Genomic DNA, 16,782 nt, shown 5'->3' with positions numbered 1-16,782 from the left:
CTAGGTACTCCTCTGTTCGTGCGCGTCCACCAGACGGTGGGTTTGCTTGCCAGTATCCCTACCGGACGGCTCGGAATCCGCGGCAGCATGGCCGCACGGACGGCGGGACCTGCGCGGCGGGACCGGATCCCAGCCTCCAGGGTGCCAGGGTGCGCACTTGAGCAGGCGCACAACGGTCAACCCGAGGCCGATCACGACGCCGCGGTCGCGCAGGGCGTCGACGGCGTACTCGCTGCAGGTGGGCGTGAAACGACAGGTGGGCAACCGCAACGGAGAGACGTAGCTGCGGTACAGCTCGATGACGAAGATCAGAGCTCGAGCGGGGACACGACGCAGCGAGGTCCACCGGGACGTGCCCGTACTTCGACTGTCGGTCATACCGAATTTCCCACACTGACAAGAAGGTTGAGTTTGCGAAGGCCGGACCGGAGTTGCCGGTCGAGCTCCTTCGATGAGGCCGTCGCGGACCCGGGCAGCGCCCGGATCACCACGTTGGTGCCCTCCGGCACCTCCGCGACGAGGCCCACGCAGATATGACGAAGCCGGCGCGCGACTCGATGTCGAATCACCGCCGGCCCGACAGCCTTGCTTACCACCAGCCCGAAACGCGGACCGGTGTCACTCACCAAAACCTCAGTCGGGTTGCCGGCCAGGGCGTGGATGACCACGTCCCGCCGGGCAGCCCGCTGACCACGCCGAACGGTGGACGCGAAGTCCGACCGTCGACGCAACCGGTGCGGCTCAGGAAGCATCCCGAGCTCCCGAAGTCAGAATCAGGCGGTGAGAGAAGCGCGGCCCTTTTGGCGACGCGCAGAAACGATGGCGCGCCCTGCACGGGTACGCATACGAAGACGGAAGCCGTGGACGCGCGCGCGGCGTCGGTTGTTCGGCTGGAACGTCCGCTTGCCCTTGGCCACGGTCAACTCCTATAGATCATCGGCGCCAGTCGACGCCTCTCAAACTGAAAATTGGTGGTCTCCCGCAGCCGAGGCCGTGACGGACTCGCGCCCGGCGAGATGCAGCCAGCACGAAACCGTCACCTCGAATTCAGGTGACTGTACGAGGGTACGCAGGACAATCCTCGAGGTCAAACCAAGATTCGCACGGACACGCTGCAATCCCGGGGTCCTTGCCTCTGCACCCCGACTGTGCCATGGCGTCGGCCCGTCGGCGATGCATGTAAGGCAACTAACACCGACCTCGCCCGGTCGCACACGGCCGCGCGGCACCGATCCGACCTGCCTCGACCTCGTCTCCGCAGGTAAGCCCGCGCCGGAGCCCGGGCGTTGCCGTCGAGTGACGGATCCGCTCACACCCCCGTGGCTTATCCACAGATGTGGATAATTGTGTGGAATTACAGTCCAGGTGGCATATTCGGTGCCTTGAGCGGGGATAGTTATCCCCAGGTGGAAGCGTTGCCAGTTGCCGGTACTCCAGTCGAGAAAGACTCCGCCTCACCGCACTGACCTGGGAGGACTGAAGTTGAACGAGGAAGCACACACCCTGGAGCAGGTCTGGGTGGAGGTCCTCGCTGAACTGACGGCCGACGACTCCCACACACCGCTGTCGAGGGCCCAGAAGGCGATGCTCGCGCTGGTTCGGCCGCTCACCCTCACTCAGGGCTTCGCCCTGCTCTCCGTCCCGTCGGCATTCGTGCAGGAGTCGATCGAGCGCGATCTGCGGGAACCGATCATGCAGGCACTCAACCGGTACGTCAGCTCCGGCGTCGAGGGCCTCGGCGTCCGGGTCGCGCCGCCCGAGGAGGCCGCGGAGGCAGAATCGGAACCCGATCTGTTCAGCCGGCCCGACTACCCCGCGATCTCCGTCGAACCTTCCGCGCTCAGCATGCCGACGTACCGACGCCGTCGGCCCGGCCCCGACGAGACCACGGACGCCGCGGCGCCCGAACCCGACGACACCGATCCGGAAGAGATCGACGAGGACCGGGAGGCGATCGCCAGCGTTCACGAGTCCTGGCCGTCGTACTTCACCAAGCCGCCGGTCTCGGCACCCTCCGAATCCGGCGGCAACAGTCTCAACGCGAAGTACACCTTCGACACCTATGTCATCGGTTCGTCGAATCGGTTCGCCCACGCCGCCGCGGTCGCGATCGCGGAGGCCCCCGCACGGGCGTACAACCCCCTGTTCGTGTGGGGTTCCTCGGGGCTGGGCAAGACACACCTGCTGCATGCGGCCGGGCACTACTCGCAGCGACTGTTCCCCGGAATTCGGGTGAAGTACGTCTCCACCGAGGAATTCACCAACGACTTCATCAACAGCCTGCGCGACGACCGCAAGGTCGCCTTCAAGCGCCGCTACCGCGAGACGGATGTCCTGCTGGTCGACGACATCCAGTTCATCGAGGGCAAGGAAGCCATCCAGGAGGAGTTCTTCTACACCTTCGAGGCCCTGCACAATGCCAACAAGCAGATCGTCATCGCCTCCGACCGGCCGCCGAAGCAGCTCGCGACCCTCGAGGAACGGCTCCGGACCCGCTTCGAGTGGGGCCTGATCACCGACGTCCAGCCGCCCGAACTCGAAACCCGGATCGCCATCCTGAGCAAGAAGGCCCGGATGGACCGGCTCGATGTCCCGGATGACGTGCTCGAACTGATCGCGAGCCGGATCGAGCGCAACATCCGCGAGCTCGAGGGCGCACTGATCCGGGTCACCGCGTTCGCCTCGCTGAACCGGCAGGCCCTGGACCTGACCCTCGCGGAGGTGGTGCTGCGCGACCTGATGCCGGACTCCGCGACGATCGAGATCAACGCCGCGACGATCATGGCCGTCACCGCCGAGTACTTCAACACCAGCATCGAGGAGCTGTGCAGCCCCGGGAAGACCCGGCCGATCGCACAGGCCCGACAGATCTCGATGTACCTCTGCCGCGAACTGACCGATCTCTCGTTGCCGAAGATCGGTCAGACCTTCGGTCGCGACCACACCACTGTGATGTACGCCGACAAGAAGATCCGCAAGGAGATGACCGAGCGACGCAAGGTCTACGACCAGGTGCAGGAGCTCACCGCGCGAATCAAGCAGCGCTCGAAGCGCTGATCAACCGGCCGGCATGCGGATCAGCGTGTCGGCCGGTCGCCTGTGCGGCCCCGGCGGAAGAAACAGGTAGTGCACTACGCACGACGCGCGGATCGCTGGGGTTCATTCTTGGTACAGGCGTGGGGGGCGTGCGTGACAGGGGGTCGCACGCCCCCCATGTCTGCGTTCAGGACAGGTGGATGTCCCAGGACAACGTGAACTCCGAACGGCACACCCGCGACGATCGGGGACGGGGTCGAGCGACGATCCGGCCGCTCGGCCGGTCTCGCCCACCGGCACGGTCCCGGTTCGACGGGCATTCGATCTCCCTGGACAGAGCAGCGAAGGACCAAGCGGCGTTGGTCACTGCGAGGCGGCGACGTCGTCGCCCGGCAGCGCACTCTCGACCCGTCGGTCCGGTTTCGACCATTGACCGCACTGTCCGCGAGTCCTGAGACATCACCAGGTCGGCCCCACCCATCCGTCCGCGCATCCCGTCTGGCGTGCCCCGTGAGCCGCAAGCCCCGTCCGGTCCCCGTGCCGATCTCCTCGGGTGTGAGTCCCGACGCGCCCGAACCAGCCTGAGAATCTATTCACACCTGTGGGTAATTATGTGTGTCACACCTGTGGATAACCCTGTGTGCAACTCCATGAGTCTGTGGAGTACTCGAGGATGACTCGAGGAGTACTCGAGGATGACTCGAGGAGTACTCGAGGATGACTCGAGGATGACTCGAGGAGTACCTGTGGAGTACTCGAGGATTGTTTCGAACAACATTTCCTCTGTCCACAGCACGCCCGATCTGTCCTCGAGTGCATCCTCGAGTACTGCACAGCACGCCACGCCGATACACCAGCACGTTGACCGTGCTGTCCACAGATTCCACAGGACCTATTACTACTGCTGTTCTATCTCCGGAGAGATCAGTTGAAAACAGGTCCTGTGAGCAACCGTGGCCGGCACTGAGCCGAAAGCGCGGCTCACGCCGGTTTCAGCTTTCAACTTCGAGCTGGAGGGCATACGGTGTGCTTCTGTCGTCAGTGCCGGATTCTTGGGATTCGGCATGGACGCGTAAGGCCACGTCTACGGAGAGGACCAACCCACCGATGGAGCTCGGGAGTATGAAGTTTCGGGTCGCCCGGGAAGACTTTGCGGATTCCGTCGCGTGGGTGGCTCGCAGCCTGCCTTCCCGTCCGCCCGTTCCGGTCCTCGGCGGCGTCCTGATCTCCGCGGACGAGCAGGGCCTGACGATCTCCGGGTTCGACTACGAGACGTCCGCACAGGTCAGGATCTCCGCAGAGGTCTCCGGTCCGGGCCAGTCGCTGGTCTCCGGCAAGCTCCTCGCCGACATCACCCGGTCGCTGCCCGCCAAGCCGGTGGACGTCACCGTCGACGGCACCCGGGTGCTCATCGCCTGCGGTAGTGCCAAGTTCTCCCTGCCCACCATGCCGGTCGAGGACTACCCGCAGCTTCCCGAACTGCCGCAGCAGACCGGAACCCTGCCCGTCGACGTCTTCTCCGAGGCCATCGGCCAGGTCGCGGTCGCCGCCGGCAAGGACGACACGCTGCCGATGCTGACCGGCATCCGGGTCGAGATCGAGGGCACCAATGTCGTCCTCGCGGCCACCGACCGGTTCCGCCTCGCGGTCCGTCAGATCGAGTGGACTCCCACCGCCGCCGACACCAGCGCCGCGGTGCTCATCCCGGCGAAGACCCTGTCCGAGGCAGCGAAAACCCTTGGTGGGCCGTCGAATTCGCCGGTCCAGCTGGCATTCGGCGCCGGTTCCACGGTGGGCTCGGAAGGTCTGCTCGGCATCGTCGGGGAGGGTCGTCGCACCACCACCCGACTGCTCGACGCGGAATTCCCCAAGTTCCGTCAGCTGCTTCCGCCGGAGCACACCGCGATCGCGACCGTCGAGGTGCTCCCGCTGGTCGAGGCCATCAAGCGTGTCGCGCTGGTCGCCGAGCGCGGTGCGCAGGTGCGGATGCAGTTCTCGGCCGACGGTCTGCTGCTCGCGGCGGGTGGCGACGACGCCGGCCGCGCCGAGGAGGCACTCGAGGCTCAGTTCCAGGGCGAGGCGCTGACCATCGCGTTCAACCCCGGCTACCTGATCGACGGTCTCGGTTCGCTGCACAGCGAGCGGGTGTCGTTCGGATTCACCACCCCGAGCCGGCCGGCCGTGCTCCGCCCCGCCCCGGAGGAGGAGCCGGTGCCCGGCGAGAACGGCGCCTTCGCCGCCCCCGAGAGCGACTACACGTACCTGCTCATGCCGGTCCGGCTGCCGGGCTGACACCCGGGCGGTCACCGCCGTCGGAACACCGAGTCGTCACGCACCGTCTATCCGAGTGAAGGGACATCACAGGATGCAACTGGGACTGGTCGGACTCGGGAAGATGGGCTTCAACATGCGCGAACGTCTCCGCGCGCACGGCCACGAGGTGCTCGGGTACGACCCGCGACCGGAGGTCACCGACGTGGCCTCGCTCGCGGACCTCGCCGCCGGCCTCACGGCGCCCCGGGTGGTGTGGGTGATGGTGCCGTCCGGGCAGATCACCCGGGACACCATTGCCGAACTCGCCCAGGTGCTCGACGCCGGTGACCTGGTGATCGACGGCGGGAACTCCCGGTTCACCGAGGACCGGCCGCACGCGGACCTGCTCGGCGCGGCCGGCATCGGGTTCCTCGACTGCGGCGTCTCCGGCGGCGTGTGGGGGCTCGAGAACGGTTACGGGCTGATGGTCGGCGGCGGCGAGTCCGACGTCGCACGCGCCCTGCCGATCTTCGACTCGCTGCGTCCGGAGGGCGAGCGGGCCGACGGCTACGTGCACGCCGGACCGGTCGGCGCCGGGCACTTCGCCAAGATGGTGCACAACGGCATCGAGTACGGGCTGATGCAGGCGTACGCCGAGGGGTACGAGCTGCTCGAGGCGGAGGACCTCGTCACCGACGTGCATGGCGTGCTGCGGGCCTGGACCAAGGGCACCGTCGTGCGGTCCTGGCTGTTGGAACTGTTGGTCAAGGCGCTCGCCGAGGACCCCGAGTTTGCCGAAATCTCTGGCTACACACAGGATTCCGGAGAAGGACGGTGGACCGTGGAGGAGGCGATCAACCATGCCGTGCCGGCGCCGGTGATCTCCGCGGCACTGTTCGCCCGGTTCGCCTCCCGGCAGTCCGACTCGCCGGCGATGAAGGCCGTCTCGGCCCTGCGCAACCAGTTCGGTGGTCACGCCGTCCAACGGGTCTCGGAATCCGGCTAAGTGTTCGTTCGCAAGTTCACGCTCCGCGACTTCCGGTCCTGGGACGGAGTCACCCTCGAGCCCGGCCCGGGCATCACCTTGTTCCTCGGCCCGAACGGACACGGCAAGACCAACCTGCTCGAGGCGCTCGGCTACCTCGCGACCCTCTCCTCGCACCGGGTCTCGACGGACGCGCCGCTGATCCGGGCGGGCGCGGCCCAGGCCCAGGTCGGTGCGGTCGTGGTCAACGACGGCCGGGAACTGGCCGTCGACCTTGAGATCAACGACGGCCGGGCGAACCGGGCCCGGATGAACGGTTCGCCGCTGCGTCGGCCCCGCGAGATCCTCGGCGTGCTCCGCAGCGTGTTGTTCGCCCCCGAGGACCTCTCGCTGGTGCGGGGCGACCCGGGGGACCGGCGCCGGTTCCTCGACGAACTGCTGTGTTCGCGGATACCGCGGATGGCCGCGGTCAAGGCGGACTACGAGAAGGTGCTGCGGCAGCGCTCGGCCCTGCTCAAGACCGCGGGAGGGGCGCTGCGCCGCGGCGGGCGGTCCACGGACGGTGCGAGTGCCCTTGCGACACTTGATGTCTGGGATGGGCACCTGGCCGCGCACGGTGCCGAACTGCTGGCCGGCCGGTTGCGGCTGGTCGGCGAGCTCACCGACCACGTGACCCAGGCCTACCGGGACATCGCGCCGGAGTCCCGGCCGGCGAGCATCCGCTACCGCAGTAGCCTGGGCGCGTCGATGCCGCCCGAGCTCGCCGACCCGCGGCGCGAGTGGGTGCGCGAGGACGTCGAGGTGCTCGAGGCCAGCTTCCTCAGCGAACTCGCCGTCGCCCGGCAGCGCGAGATCGATCGCGGGGTGTGTCTGGTGGGCCCGCACCGCGACGACCTCGACCTGGTGCTCGGGGACCAGCCGGCCAAGGGCTTCGCCAGTCACGGCGAGTCGTGGTCGTTCGCGCTGTCGCTGCGGCTCGCGGCCTTCGCGCTGCTGCGCACCGACGGCACCGACCCGGTGCTGATGCTCGACGACGTGTTCGCCGAGTTGGACCGCAAGCGTCGCAGCGCCCTGGCGGCGGTCGCGGCCGACGCCGAGCAGGTGCTCATCACCGCGGCCGTCGCGGAGGACGTGCCGGCCGAACTCGACGCGGCCCGGTTCGCGGTCGCGGCCGTGGAGCGGCCCGACGGCCGCACCTCCACCCTCGGCTGACCCAGAGCAGGAAAGGACACCCATGCCCGACGAGACACCGGCCGCCGGCGGCCCGGACAAAGATCCCGAACTCCGCGGCATCGACCTGGCGCGCCGTGCGCTGGAGGAGGCCCGTGCGGCGGCGAAGGCGAAGGGGCAGTCGGTCGGGCAGGGCCGGTCGTCGCCGGGGACCCGACGCACCGGCCGTCGAGGCTGGTCGGGCCCGGGGCCGGACACCCGGGACCCGCAGGCCTTCGGCGCGCTGACCAGTTCCGTAGCCAAGAAGCGGGGCTGGTCGCCGAGGGTCTCCGAGGGAACGGTGCTGGGCCGGTGGCCGGAGGTGGTGGGGGAGGACATCGCGGTGCACGCCGTGCCGTTGAGTCTGCGTGACGGCGTGCTGAGCATCTCGGCCGAGTCCACGGCCTGGGCCACCCAGCTGCGGATGATGCAGGCGCAGATCCTGGCGAAGATCGCCGCGGCCGTCGGGAACGGCGTGGTGACGACGCTGCGGATCACCGGGCCCAGCGCCCCCAGCTGGCGCAAGGGCGAACGACACATCCGCGGCCGGGGCCCGCGGGACACCTACGGATAGGACCGGGCGGGACCCGTCGGGACCCCTGTATTTGTCTATTACCCCATGTTACAGTTACTCGAATTAACGAGTGAACTGTGTCACAGGCGTCGCCGCGCGACGTCGAAAGGGGAGCCCGATGTCCGTCGAGACCGCGCCCGCGCCGACCGTGGCGGAACCCGACCACCTCCTGCTGCAGGCGCGGAACGTCGTGTTCGACTGGTCGGACCTGCCGATGCACTGGATCCCGGGCGACCCCTTCGCCACCCACGTGTTCAACGTGCTGCACCTGCTGCTGCCCGCCGGCGAGGACTGGTTCGTCGAGACGTTCAAGGAGGCGCTCCCGCTGATCGAGGACGAGGAGCTGCGCGCCGACGTCGCCGGCTTCATCGGCCAGGAGGCGATGCACGCGCACGCCCACACCGGCGTGCTCGCCCACCTCAAGGACAGGGGCCTGGACCCGACGCCGTTCACCGACCAGATGGAGTGGGTGTTCGGCAAGCTCCTCGGGCCGCGACCGGTCACCGCGGGGCGCAGGGAGAACTACCTGATCGAGCGGCTCGCGCTGATCGCCGCGATCGAGCACCTGACCGCGTTCCTCGGCGACTGGGTGCTCAACGCCAAGGGCCTCGACCGGGCCAACCCGCACCCGACGATGCTGGACCTGCTGCGCTGGCACGGCAGCGAGGAGGTCGAGCACCGCGCCGTCGCCTACGACGTGATGCGGTACTTCGACAAGCGGGAGTCCCGGCGCCTGCGCACCCAGCTCATCGCCACCCCCGCCATCGTCTACCTGTGGGTGCGCGGCACCCGGTTCCTCATGGCGAACGATCCCGAGCTCGCGAGCTGGGCGCCGCACCGCCGCAAGCCGCACTGGTCCGACTTCCGGGCGGCGGGCAGGCGCGGCGTGCTGCCGGGCACCAAGGAGGTGGTGGTGCGGATGGGCCGCTACTTCGGCCGCAACTACCACCCCTCGCACGAGGGCTCGACGGCCCAGGCGGTCGCGTACCTCGCCGCCTCCCCGGCCGCGCAGGCCGCGACCCGGTAGCGCCGCCCCCGATGACAACCATGACGAACGTGCCCGACGAGAACGTCGCGCCGCCGCCGGACCTGCGCGGCCGGGCTCGCCGCGACCGCGTGATGTCCTTTGCGAAAGTGTTGGTGGACAATTACTTTCGTTTCATCGAGCGGCATGACTACAACCCCGGCCACGCCGGGCACAACCCGGACTCCGCGATGACGCTGACGGTGACCGCGCGCGAGGTCGTCGCGCGCGACGAGAACGTCGCCGCGCTCACCTTCGCCGCCCCCGGTGGCGGCCACCTGCCGGCCTGGCAGCCGGGCTGTCACCTCGACTTCCACCTGCCCTCCGGGCGGCGCCGTCAGTACTCGCTGTGCGGGGACCCCGCGGACCGCTCGCACTACCGCATTGCGGTCCGGGCGATTCCGGACGGCGGCGGCGGGTCCGTCGAGATGCACGGCCTGCGACCCGGCACCACGGTGACCGTCCGCGGCCCCCGCAACGGCTTCCCGTTCGTCGGGCACGGGCGGGCCCTGTTCGTCGCCGGCGGCATCGGGATCACACCGATCCTGGCGATGGTGCGCGCGGCGCGGGCCGCCGGGATGGACTGGCAGTTCGTGTACTCGGGGCGCTCCCGCGAGTCGATGCCGTTCCTCGACGAGATCGAGTCATGGGATCCGGCAAGGGTTTTCGTTCGTCCCGACGACGAGTTCGGGATCCCGACCGCCCACGACCTGCTGGGCCGGGCGCCGGCCGGCGGCGCCGTCTACTGCTGCGGTCCGACGCCGATGCTCGAACTGGTGCGCACCGCGTTCCCCGACACCCCGGCGACCGCACTGCACTTCGAGCGGTTCGGTGCGCCGCCGGTGCTCGACGGGACCGCCTTCGAGGTCGAACTCGCGGGCAGCGGCGAGGTGCTCACGGTGCCCGCGGACCGGTCCGCGCTCGACGTGATCAGGGAGCGACTGCCCGGCGTCGGCTACTCCTGTCAGCAGGGGTTCTGCGGCACCTGCCGGGTGCGGGTGCTCGGCGGCACCCCCGAGCACAGGGAGACGCGGTTGAGCGCGGCCGAGCAGGAGAACGAGATGTTGATCTGTGTGTCCCGATCCGCCGGCGAGCGCCTCGTCCTGGATCTCCAGACGTGAGGAACAGCGAATGAGCAACAGCAGCAAGGGATCCCACTCGGTGCGTCCGGCCGTCGCATCGACCGTCGGAAACGGTGACGTCGAACTGGCCGTCTTCGAGCAGGGAAACCCGAACGGTCCCACGCTCGTGCTGGTGCACGGCTGGCCGGACACCCACCAGTTGTGGGAACACGTGGTGCCGCGACTGGCGGAGAAGTTCCGGGTGGTCAGCTACGACAGTCGCGGCGCCGGCCGCAGCACCGTGCCGGCCGCCGTGTCCGCCTACCGGCTCGAGTTGATCGCCCAGGACCTGTTCGCGGTGATCGACGCGGTCAGCCCGACCGAACCGGTGCACGTGCTCGCCCACGACTGGGGTTCGGTCGAGACCTGGGAGGCGGCGTGCGAGCCCGACGCGGGCCGCCGCATCGCGTCGTTCACCTCGATCTCCGGCCCGAACCTCGACCACCTCGGCACCTGGGTCCGCGAGGGGTTCGCCGACCCGAGCCCCCGCCGGATCCGGGACCGGCTCACCCAGGCCGTCGCCTCGGCGTACACCGTGCTCTTCCAGATTCCCGTGCTGGGCCCGCTGCCGTTCCGGCTCGGTCTGGACCGGCTGTGGCCGACGTTCCTGCGGTTCTTCGACGGACTCGACCCCGCCCTGGTCCCGACCGCGCCGACGTTGCGCGCGGACATGGTCAACGGCCTCAAGCTCTACCGGGCGAACATCAGGCCGCGTCTCGGTGCGCCGCGGGCGCGCCGCACCGACGTGCCGGTGCAGTTGATCCTCAACGCCAACGACCGCGCGGTCCGTCCGGTGGGTTACCAGGACACCGAGAAGTGGGCCCCCGACCTGCGGCGTCGGGTGATCCCGGCCGGGCACTGGTCGCCGATCTCGCATGCCGCCGAGGTGGCCCGGCTGACCGCGGAGTTCGTCGAGGACGTGCTCGACCGTGACGTCGTGACGGACGCCGACACGGTCCCGTCCTGACCCGATCCCACCCAGGTTTGCACCTACCGGGGTCGCCGAAAATGCGCTGACGGGGACGTCAGGGGTGTCGTAGGCACTCCCGGCCATGCCCGTGCAAGTAAGATGGCGTGGTACCTCGCGGCCGCCGGCTCCACTGGCCGCGCTCGGCATGCAGATGAGAAGGAGAGCACCCCGCCCGTGGCTGCCCAGAAGTCAGACAAGAGCACTCCGAGCAAAGACTACGACGCATCGTCCATCACGATCCTCGAGGGACTCGAGGCGGTTCGCAAGCGCCCCGGCATGTACATCGGTTCCACCGGTGAGCGCGGCCTGCACCACCTGATCTGGGAGGTCGTCGACAACTCGGTCGACGAGGCGATGGCCGGGCACGCGAGCAAGGTCGAGGTGACGCTGCTCGAGGACGGCGGCATCCGGGTCGTCGACGACGGTCGAGGCATTCCCGTCGGGATGCACGCGTCCGGAGTTCCGACCGTCGAGGTCGTCCTGACCCAGCTCCATGCCGGCGGCAAGTTCGACTCGGACTCGTACGCGGTCTCCGGTGGCCTGCACGGTGTCGGCATCTCCGTGGTCAACGCGCTGTCCACCCGCCTCGACGTGGACATCAACGTCGACGGCTTCGAGTGGCACCAGACGTACACCGATTCCAAGCCCGGTGAGCTGATGAAGGGTGACGCCACCAAGGCGACGGGAACCACCGTCAGTTTCTGGGCGGACCCGGAGATCTTCGAGACGACTCGATACAACTTCGAGACCGTCGCCCGTCGCCTGCAGGAGATGGCCTTCCTGAACAAGGGCCTGACCATCACGCTGACCGACGAGCGCGCAGAGGTCATCGACGACGAGGCCGCCGAAGTCGCCGAGGCGCCGAGGTCGGCCGCCGAGGTGGAGGAGGAGGAGAAGTCGGGGAAGGTGAAGACGAAGTCCCGCATCTACCACTACCCCGGTGGACTCGAGGACTACGTCCGGCACATCAACAAGAGCAAGACCCCGATCCACAACTCGGTGGTGGGCTTCACCGGCAAGGGCCCCGGCCACGAGCTCGAGGTCGCGATGCAGTGGAACTCCGGGTACTCGGAGTCCGTGCACACCTTCGCGAACACCATCAACACCCACGAGGGCGGCACCCACGAAGAGGGTTTCCGCGCCGCGTTGACGGCCACCGTCAACAAGTACGCGCTGGACAAGAAGCTGCTCAAGGACAAGGACCCGAAGCTCACCGGCGACGACATCCGCGAAGGACTCGCGGCCATCGTCAGCGTCAAGGTCAGCGAGCCGCAGTTCGAGGGCCAGACCAAGACCAAGCTCGGCAACACCGAGGTCAAGTCGTTCGTGCAGAAGGCGTGCAACGAGCACCTCGGGCACTGGTTCGAGTCCAACCCGGCCGACGCCAAGACGATCGTCGGCAAGGCGGTGTCCTCCGCGCAGGCCCGCGTCGCCGCCCGCAAGGCGCGCGAACTGGTCCGGCGCAAGAGCGCCACCGACCTCGGCGGCCTGCCCGGCAAGCTTGCCGACTGCCGCTCCAACGACCCGGCCAAGTCCGAGATCTACATCGTGGAGGGCGACTCCGCAGGCGGCTCGGCCAAGTCCGGTCGCGACTCGATGTACCAGGCGATCCTCCCGCTGCGCGGCAAGATCATCAACGTCGAGAAGGCCCGCATCGACCGCGTCCTCAAGAACACCGAGGTCCAGTCGATCATCACCGCGTTCGGTACCGGCATCCACGACGAGTTCGACATCGCCAAGCTGCGGTACCACAAGATCGTGCTGATGGCCGACGCCGACGTCGACGGCCAGCACATCGCCACCCTGCTGCTGACGCTGCTGTTCCGGTTCATGCGTCCGCTGGTCGAGCACGGCCACGTCTACCTCGCGCAGCCGCCGCTGTACAAGCTCAAGTGGCAGCGGTCGGACCCGGACTTCGCGTACTCGGACCGCGAGCGCGACGCGCTGCTCGACGCCGGCCTCAAGAGCGGCAAGAAGATCAACAAGGACGACGGCATCCAGCGCTACAAGGGTCTCGGCGAGATGAACGCCAAGGAACTGTGGGAGACCACCATGGATCCGTCGGTGCGGGTGCTGCGCCTGGTGACCCTCGACGACGCGGCGGCGGCCGACGAGCTGTTCAGCATCCTGATGGGTGAGGACGTCGAGGCCCGTCGCAGCTTCATCACCCGTAACGCGAAGGATGTCCGCTTCCTCGACGTCTGAGAGACCCAGGGAACCGAGCCGGGCGCGTGTGAAGTGAATCACTTTGGCGCCCGGCTCGGCGCAATCCGGAGAAGCTGTTGGGGTACGACGGCACCAGTGGGGCTGATATGGCGCAATTGCGACCGTTGTGCCGGGATTGTCCTGACGCCTGCGGGATTCGCCGGGCCGTTCGATCACGGCGTCATAACGACTCGAGAACAATAAGGCACTCGCCGGGGTCTCGGAGCCTCTAGACTCCGGAGCCGCTGAGGAGTCAGTCCTCGACTCCCTCCACCGAACAGTCGTTCTGTGGTCCGGGGGGGCGGCACGAGTACGGGAACTTGTGCCGGACCTGGGTGGAAAGTGAGTTTGGAAGATGAAGACGCAGTCGCCGCCTGTCAACAGGCCGTGGAACCTCGAGGGCTGGGGTCTGCGATGGAAGGTCGCCGCGGTGGTCGCGCTGCCGATCACCGCGGCAATGGTGCTCGGTGGGCTCCGCGTGCAGGACCAGCTCAGCACCGCCGCCCACTTCAGCGAGGCCGCGACGCGAACCTCCATCGTCGCGCCGCTGCTGGACATGGACGTCGCGACCGGCTTCCTCATCGCCAACTACCTCTCCCGGCAGGGGTCGCCGACCGACGACGCCGCGCAGGTCAGCAAGACGATCGAGGCGATGCGCGAGGCGGTCGCGGACCCCGAGATGGATCCCGACCTGGTGGCCGCCGTGGACCGGGTGATCGGCGACACCGAGGCGCTCCGCGGCGACATGACGAAACTGTCGCTCGACGACCTCGGTGCCCGGACGGCGGCGATCCAGTCGGACGCGGCGAAGACCGTCATCGCGGCCATCGCGCCCATCGGTGACGAGACGATCCTCAACGAGGGAACCCGGCTGATCGACGCCTGGGCCGCGCAGCGCCGCCTCTTCGACCAGACGCTCGCGATCATCAAGCGCTATCAGGATCCGAACATCACCGACGGCGAGCTGGCTGCCGGCATCGGCGCCGAGCTGGCCATGATCGACATCCTGGCCCGCTACTTCCCGGAGGACGACCCCAACCTGGCCGCTCTGCGGCAGGCGGTCAACACCCGCAGCGACCTGATGCTGAACACGCCGGCCGGTACGCCGCCGAAGCTCGAGATGCATCAGACGATGCTCGACAGCCAGTCGATCTACACCCCGCTGATCAAGAGCTCGACCGCCAAGATCATCGACCTGGTGGCCGCGAAGGCCAGCGAGACCCGTTCCGCGGCGGTACAGGCCGCCGTCGTGGTGCTCGCCACGCTGCTCGCCACGATCCTGCTGGGCCTGGTTGTCGCGCGGTCACTGATCCGCCCGATCAACCGGCTCCGGCGCGGGGCGATCAAGGTCGCCGACGAGGACCTCCCCAACGCGCTCGAGCGGATCAAGGTCGGCGACACCTCCGCGGTCACCGACTTCGAGCCGATCCCGGTGTACACCACCGAGGAGATCGGCACGCTCGCCCGCGCCGTCGACGACATGCACGGTCAGGCACTCAAGCTCGCCGGGGAGCAGGCGCAGCTGCGCCTGCAGATCGGCGACATGTTCGAGACCCTCGCCCGGCGCAGCAAGTCGCTGGTCGACCAGCAGCTCGGCCTGATCGAGAACCTCGAGTTCGAGGAGAAGGATCCCCGGCGGCTCGAGAGCCTCTTCCGGCTCGACCACCTCGCGGCCCGCATGCGCCGAAACGGCGAGAACCTGCTGATCCTCTCCGGTACCCGCACCCGCCGCGGCCACTCCGAACCCGTCCAGGTCGGCGACGTGCTGCGCGCCGCGATGTCCGAGGTGGAGGACTACCAGCGGGTGGAGGTCGGCAACACGCCGCAGGGCGCGATCGCCGGCGCCGTCGCCACGGACATCGTGCACATGCTGGCCGAACTGCTGGACAACTCGCTGCGCGCCTCCCCGCCCGAGTCCAAGGTGACGTTCAACTTCGCCCGCGCCGTCGACGGCGGGCTGCTGCTCGAGATCTCCGACCGCGGCATCGGCATCCAGCCGGCGGAGCTGGCAAAGATCAACGAGCGGCTCGCGTCCGGCGGCGAGGTGAGCGCCGAGACGGCCCGCCACATGGGCCTGTACGTGATCAGCGAGCTCGCCGCGCAGCACGGACTGACCGTCCGGATGCGTCCGACCTTCGACACGATGCGGAACCAGGGCGTCACGACGAGCGTGCACATCCCACACACCGTGATGGTGTCGCCGCTGGCGCTGGCGATGACCGGGCCGCAGGCGTCCGTGGATGCCTACGGAGAGGAGCCGGCTGCTCGGCCGCGGCCCGCAGCGCCCATGGCCCAGGTGCCTCAGCCTCAGCCGAAGACGCAGGCGCCTCAGTCTCAGGTGCCCGAGTCTCAGGTGCCCGAGACGCGGTCGGGGCCCGTGGTCCCGGTATCCGTCACGGTGGGTCCCGGCCCACTGACGCTGGCGCCCGGCACCGAGGTACCCAGCGCCCAGCCTTCTGCCGCCCAGCCTTCTGCCGCCCAGCCTCCTGCCGCCGAGCAGCCCGGTCTGCCGCAGCGCACCCCGGGCGTCGCGGCCGGGTTCACCGAGGGCGCCCCCGAGCGTCCGGACGGGCCCCCGGAGCGCACACCCGACCGCCCGGCGGCGCCTCCGCAGCGTGCCCCCGAGCCCACGGCGGCGCCTCTGCAGCGTGTCCCCGAGCCCACGGTGGCGCTGCCGCGGCGGACCCCCGGTGCCACACCCGGCCTGCCGCCGCGGAGCGACCTGGTGGCTGGGCCGGTCACGCCGGCCCCCACCCCGGATCCGGTCGTCGGCCCGTCACCCGTCACCGGCCCGGACAACGACGACCCGGCCCGGGCGAGGCGACACCGCTACCGCCTGAACTCCGAGAAGACGGCGTCGTTCTTCATGGCCCGACCGCGGGTCGAGGAGCCGCCGGCGCTGCTCTCCACCGAGACGACACCGATCTTCATGGGCATGGTCTCCGATTGGCTGACAGACCCCATCTCGGCAGAGGGAAACCGGGCCTGGAAGTCCGCCGCGGACGTAGGCTGGGACGCCGCSAACCGGGCCACCGGGCCACGCGGCGAGTCGCGTACCGCTTCGGGGCTSCCRCARCGTCRRCCCGGMCASCGACTGGTGCCCGGCSGSGTCGASGGGGCTGACMAGATCAACACGCCGCCGAGGCTGCGCGACCCGGATGCGATCCGCGAGAAGCTCAGCAGGCACCAACAGGGCATCCGCGAGGGCCGCGCCGCCGGCCAGGCCGAACGCAACAGCATCTAAGGAGACAGATGAACATGGATCAGGGATCCGAGCTCAACCTGGATCAGGGATCCGCGGGCCGCAGCTCGCTCGACTGGCTGGTCTCGAATTTCGCCCGCGACGTGCAGGGTGTCACCCACGCGGTGCTGGTGTCCGCGGACGGGCTGCTGATGGCGGCCAGT

General features: G+C 68.7%; 14 protein-coding genes. 11 read left to right on the top strand and 3 right to left on the bottom strand.

All coding sequences use genetic code 11. The annotated features are described in order from the left end of the window. From yidD to rpmH, 3 genes are read right to left on the bottom strand one after another with little or no spacing between them, the layout of a single operon-like run. Complete coding sequence (gene yidD / locus AC1DU4_RS10475; RefSeq protein WP_477839564.1) at positions 1 to 378, bottom strand: membrane protein insertion efficiency factor YidD; 378 nt, start codon at positions 376 to 378, stop codon at positions 1 to 3. After that, positions 375 to 752 carry a ribonuclease P protein component gene (gene rnpA, locus AC1DU4_RS10470; RefSeq protein WP_477839562.1) on the bottom strand — a complete coding sequence of 126 codons (378 nt, stop codon included), beginning with the start codon at positions 750 to 752 and terminating at the stop codon, positions 375 to 377. Before rnpA ends, yidD begins: the two co-directional genes overlap by 4 nt. A gap of 21 nt (positions 753 to 773) precedes the next feature. Continuing rightward, positions 774 to 917, bottom strand: coding sequence for a 50S ribosomal protein L34 (rpmH, locus tag AC1DU4_RS10465; protein ID WP_072754329.1), 144 nt, complete (start codon positions 915 to 917; stop codon positions 774 to 776). Positions 918 to 1,482: 565 nt separating this feature from the next. Between rpmH and dnaA the strand changes: the two genes are divergently transcribed. From dnaA to AC1DU4_RS10410, 11 genes are all read left to right on the top strand, one after another. Next, positions 1,483 to 3,057: a chromosomal replication initiator protein DnaA gene (gene dnaA / locus AC1DU4_RS10460; RefSeq protein WP_477839559.1), complete on the top strand. Its 1,575-nt coding sequence runs from the start codon at positions 1,483 to 1,485 to the stop codon at positions 3,055 to 3,057. A gap of 1,086 nt (positions 3,058 to 4,143) precedes the next feature. Beyond that, complete coding sequence (gene dnaN / locus AC1DU4_RS10455) at positions 4,144 to 5,328, top strand: DNA polymerase III subunit beta (protein WP_072846530.1); 1,185 nt, start codon at positions 4,144 to 4,146, stop codon at positions 5,326 to 5,328. 55 nt (positions 5,329 to 5,383) lie between these two features. After that, positions 5,384 to 6,295 (top strand): phosphogluconate dehydrogenase (NAD(+)-dependent, decarboxylating), encoded by a 912-nt coding sequence (gene gnd / locus AC1DU4_RS10450; protein ID WP_477839557.1) that lies wholly within the window; start codon positions 5,384 to 5,386, stop codon positions 6,293 to 6,295. Next, positions 6,296 to 7,486 (top strand): DNA replication/repair protein RecF, encoded by a 1,191-nt coding sequence (gene recF / locus AC1DU4_RS10445; protein WP_072846532.1) that lies wholly within the window; start codon positions 6,296 to 6,298, stop codon positions 7,484 to 7,486. A 22-nt stretch (positions 7,487 to 7,508) separates the two neighbouring features. After that, entirely contained in the window at positions 7,509 to 8,057 is a 549-nt protein-coding gene (locus tag AC1DU4_RS10440; protein ID WP_477839554.1) for a DUF721 family protein, read from the top strand. 118 nt (positions 8,058 to 8,175) lie between these two features. After that, positions 8,176 to 9,084, top strand: a complete 909-nt coding sequence (locus tag AC1DU4_RS10435) for a metal-dependent hydrolase (RefSeq protein ID WP_477839552.1) — start codon at positions 8,176 to 8,178, stop codon at positions 9,082 to 9,084. Between the two features lie 11 nt (positions 9,085 to 9,095). Further along, positions 9,096 to 10,202 carry a PDR/VanB family oxidoreductase gene (locus AC1DU4_RS10430; RefSeq protein ID WP_477839551.1) on the top strand — a complete coding sequence of 369 codons (1,107 nt, stop codon included), beginning with the start codon at positions 9,096 to 9,098 and terminating at the stop codon, positions 10,200 to 10,202. Positions 10,203 to 10,212: 10 nt separating this feature from the next. Next, positions 10,213 to 11,169 carry an alpha/beta fold hydrolase gene (locus tag AC1DU4_RS10425; RefSeq protein ID WP_477839549.1) on the top strand — a complete coding sequence of 319 codons (957 nt, stop codon included), beginning with the start codon at positions 10,213 to 10,215 and terminating at the stop codon, positions 11,167 to 11,169. A gap of 177 nt (positions 11,170 to 11,346) precedes the next feature. Continuing rightward, entirely contained in the window at positions 11,347 to 13,377 is a 2,031-nt protein-coding gene (gene gyrB, locus AC1DU4_RS10420) for a DNA topoisomerase (ATP-hydrolyzing) subunit B (RefSeq protein WP_477839547.1), read from the top strand. A 355-nt stretch (positions 13,378 to 13,732) separates the two neighbouring features. After that, positions 13,733 to 16,621 carry a sensor histidine kinase gene (locus tag AC1DU4_RS10415; protein ID WP_477839545.1) on the top strand — a complete coding sequence of 963 codons (2,889 nt, stop codon included), beginning with the start codon at positions 13,733 to 13,735 and terminating at the stop codon, positions 16,619 to 16,621. 14 nt (positions 16,622 to 16,635) lie between these two features. Beyond that, positions 16,636 to 16,782: roadblock/LC7 domain-containing protein (locus AC1DU4_RS10410; RefSeq protein WP_477839642.1), on the top strand; the 147-nt coding region annotated here is incomplete at its 3' end.

Source organism: Rhodococcus sp. P4_F5 (assembly GCF_056401315.1).
The sequence above is the reverse complement of the archived record's forward strand: the minus strand, read 5'-3'. Positions and strand labels throughout refer to the sequence as shown.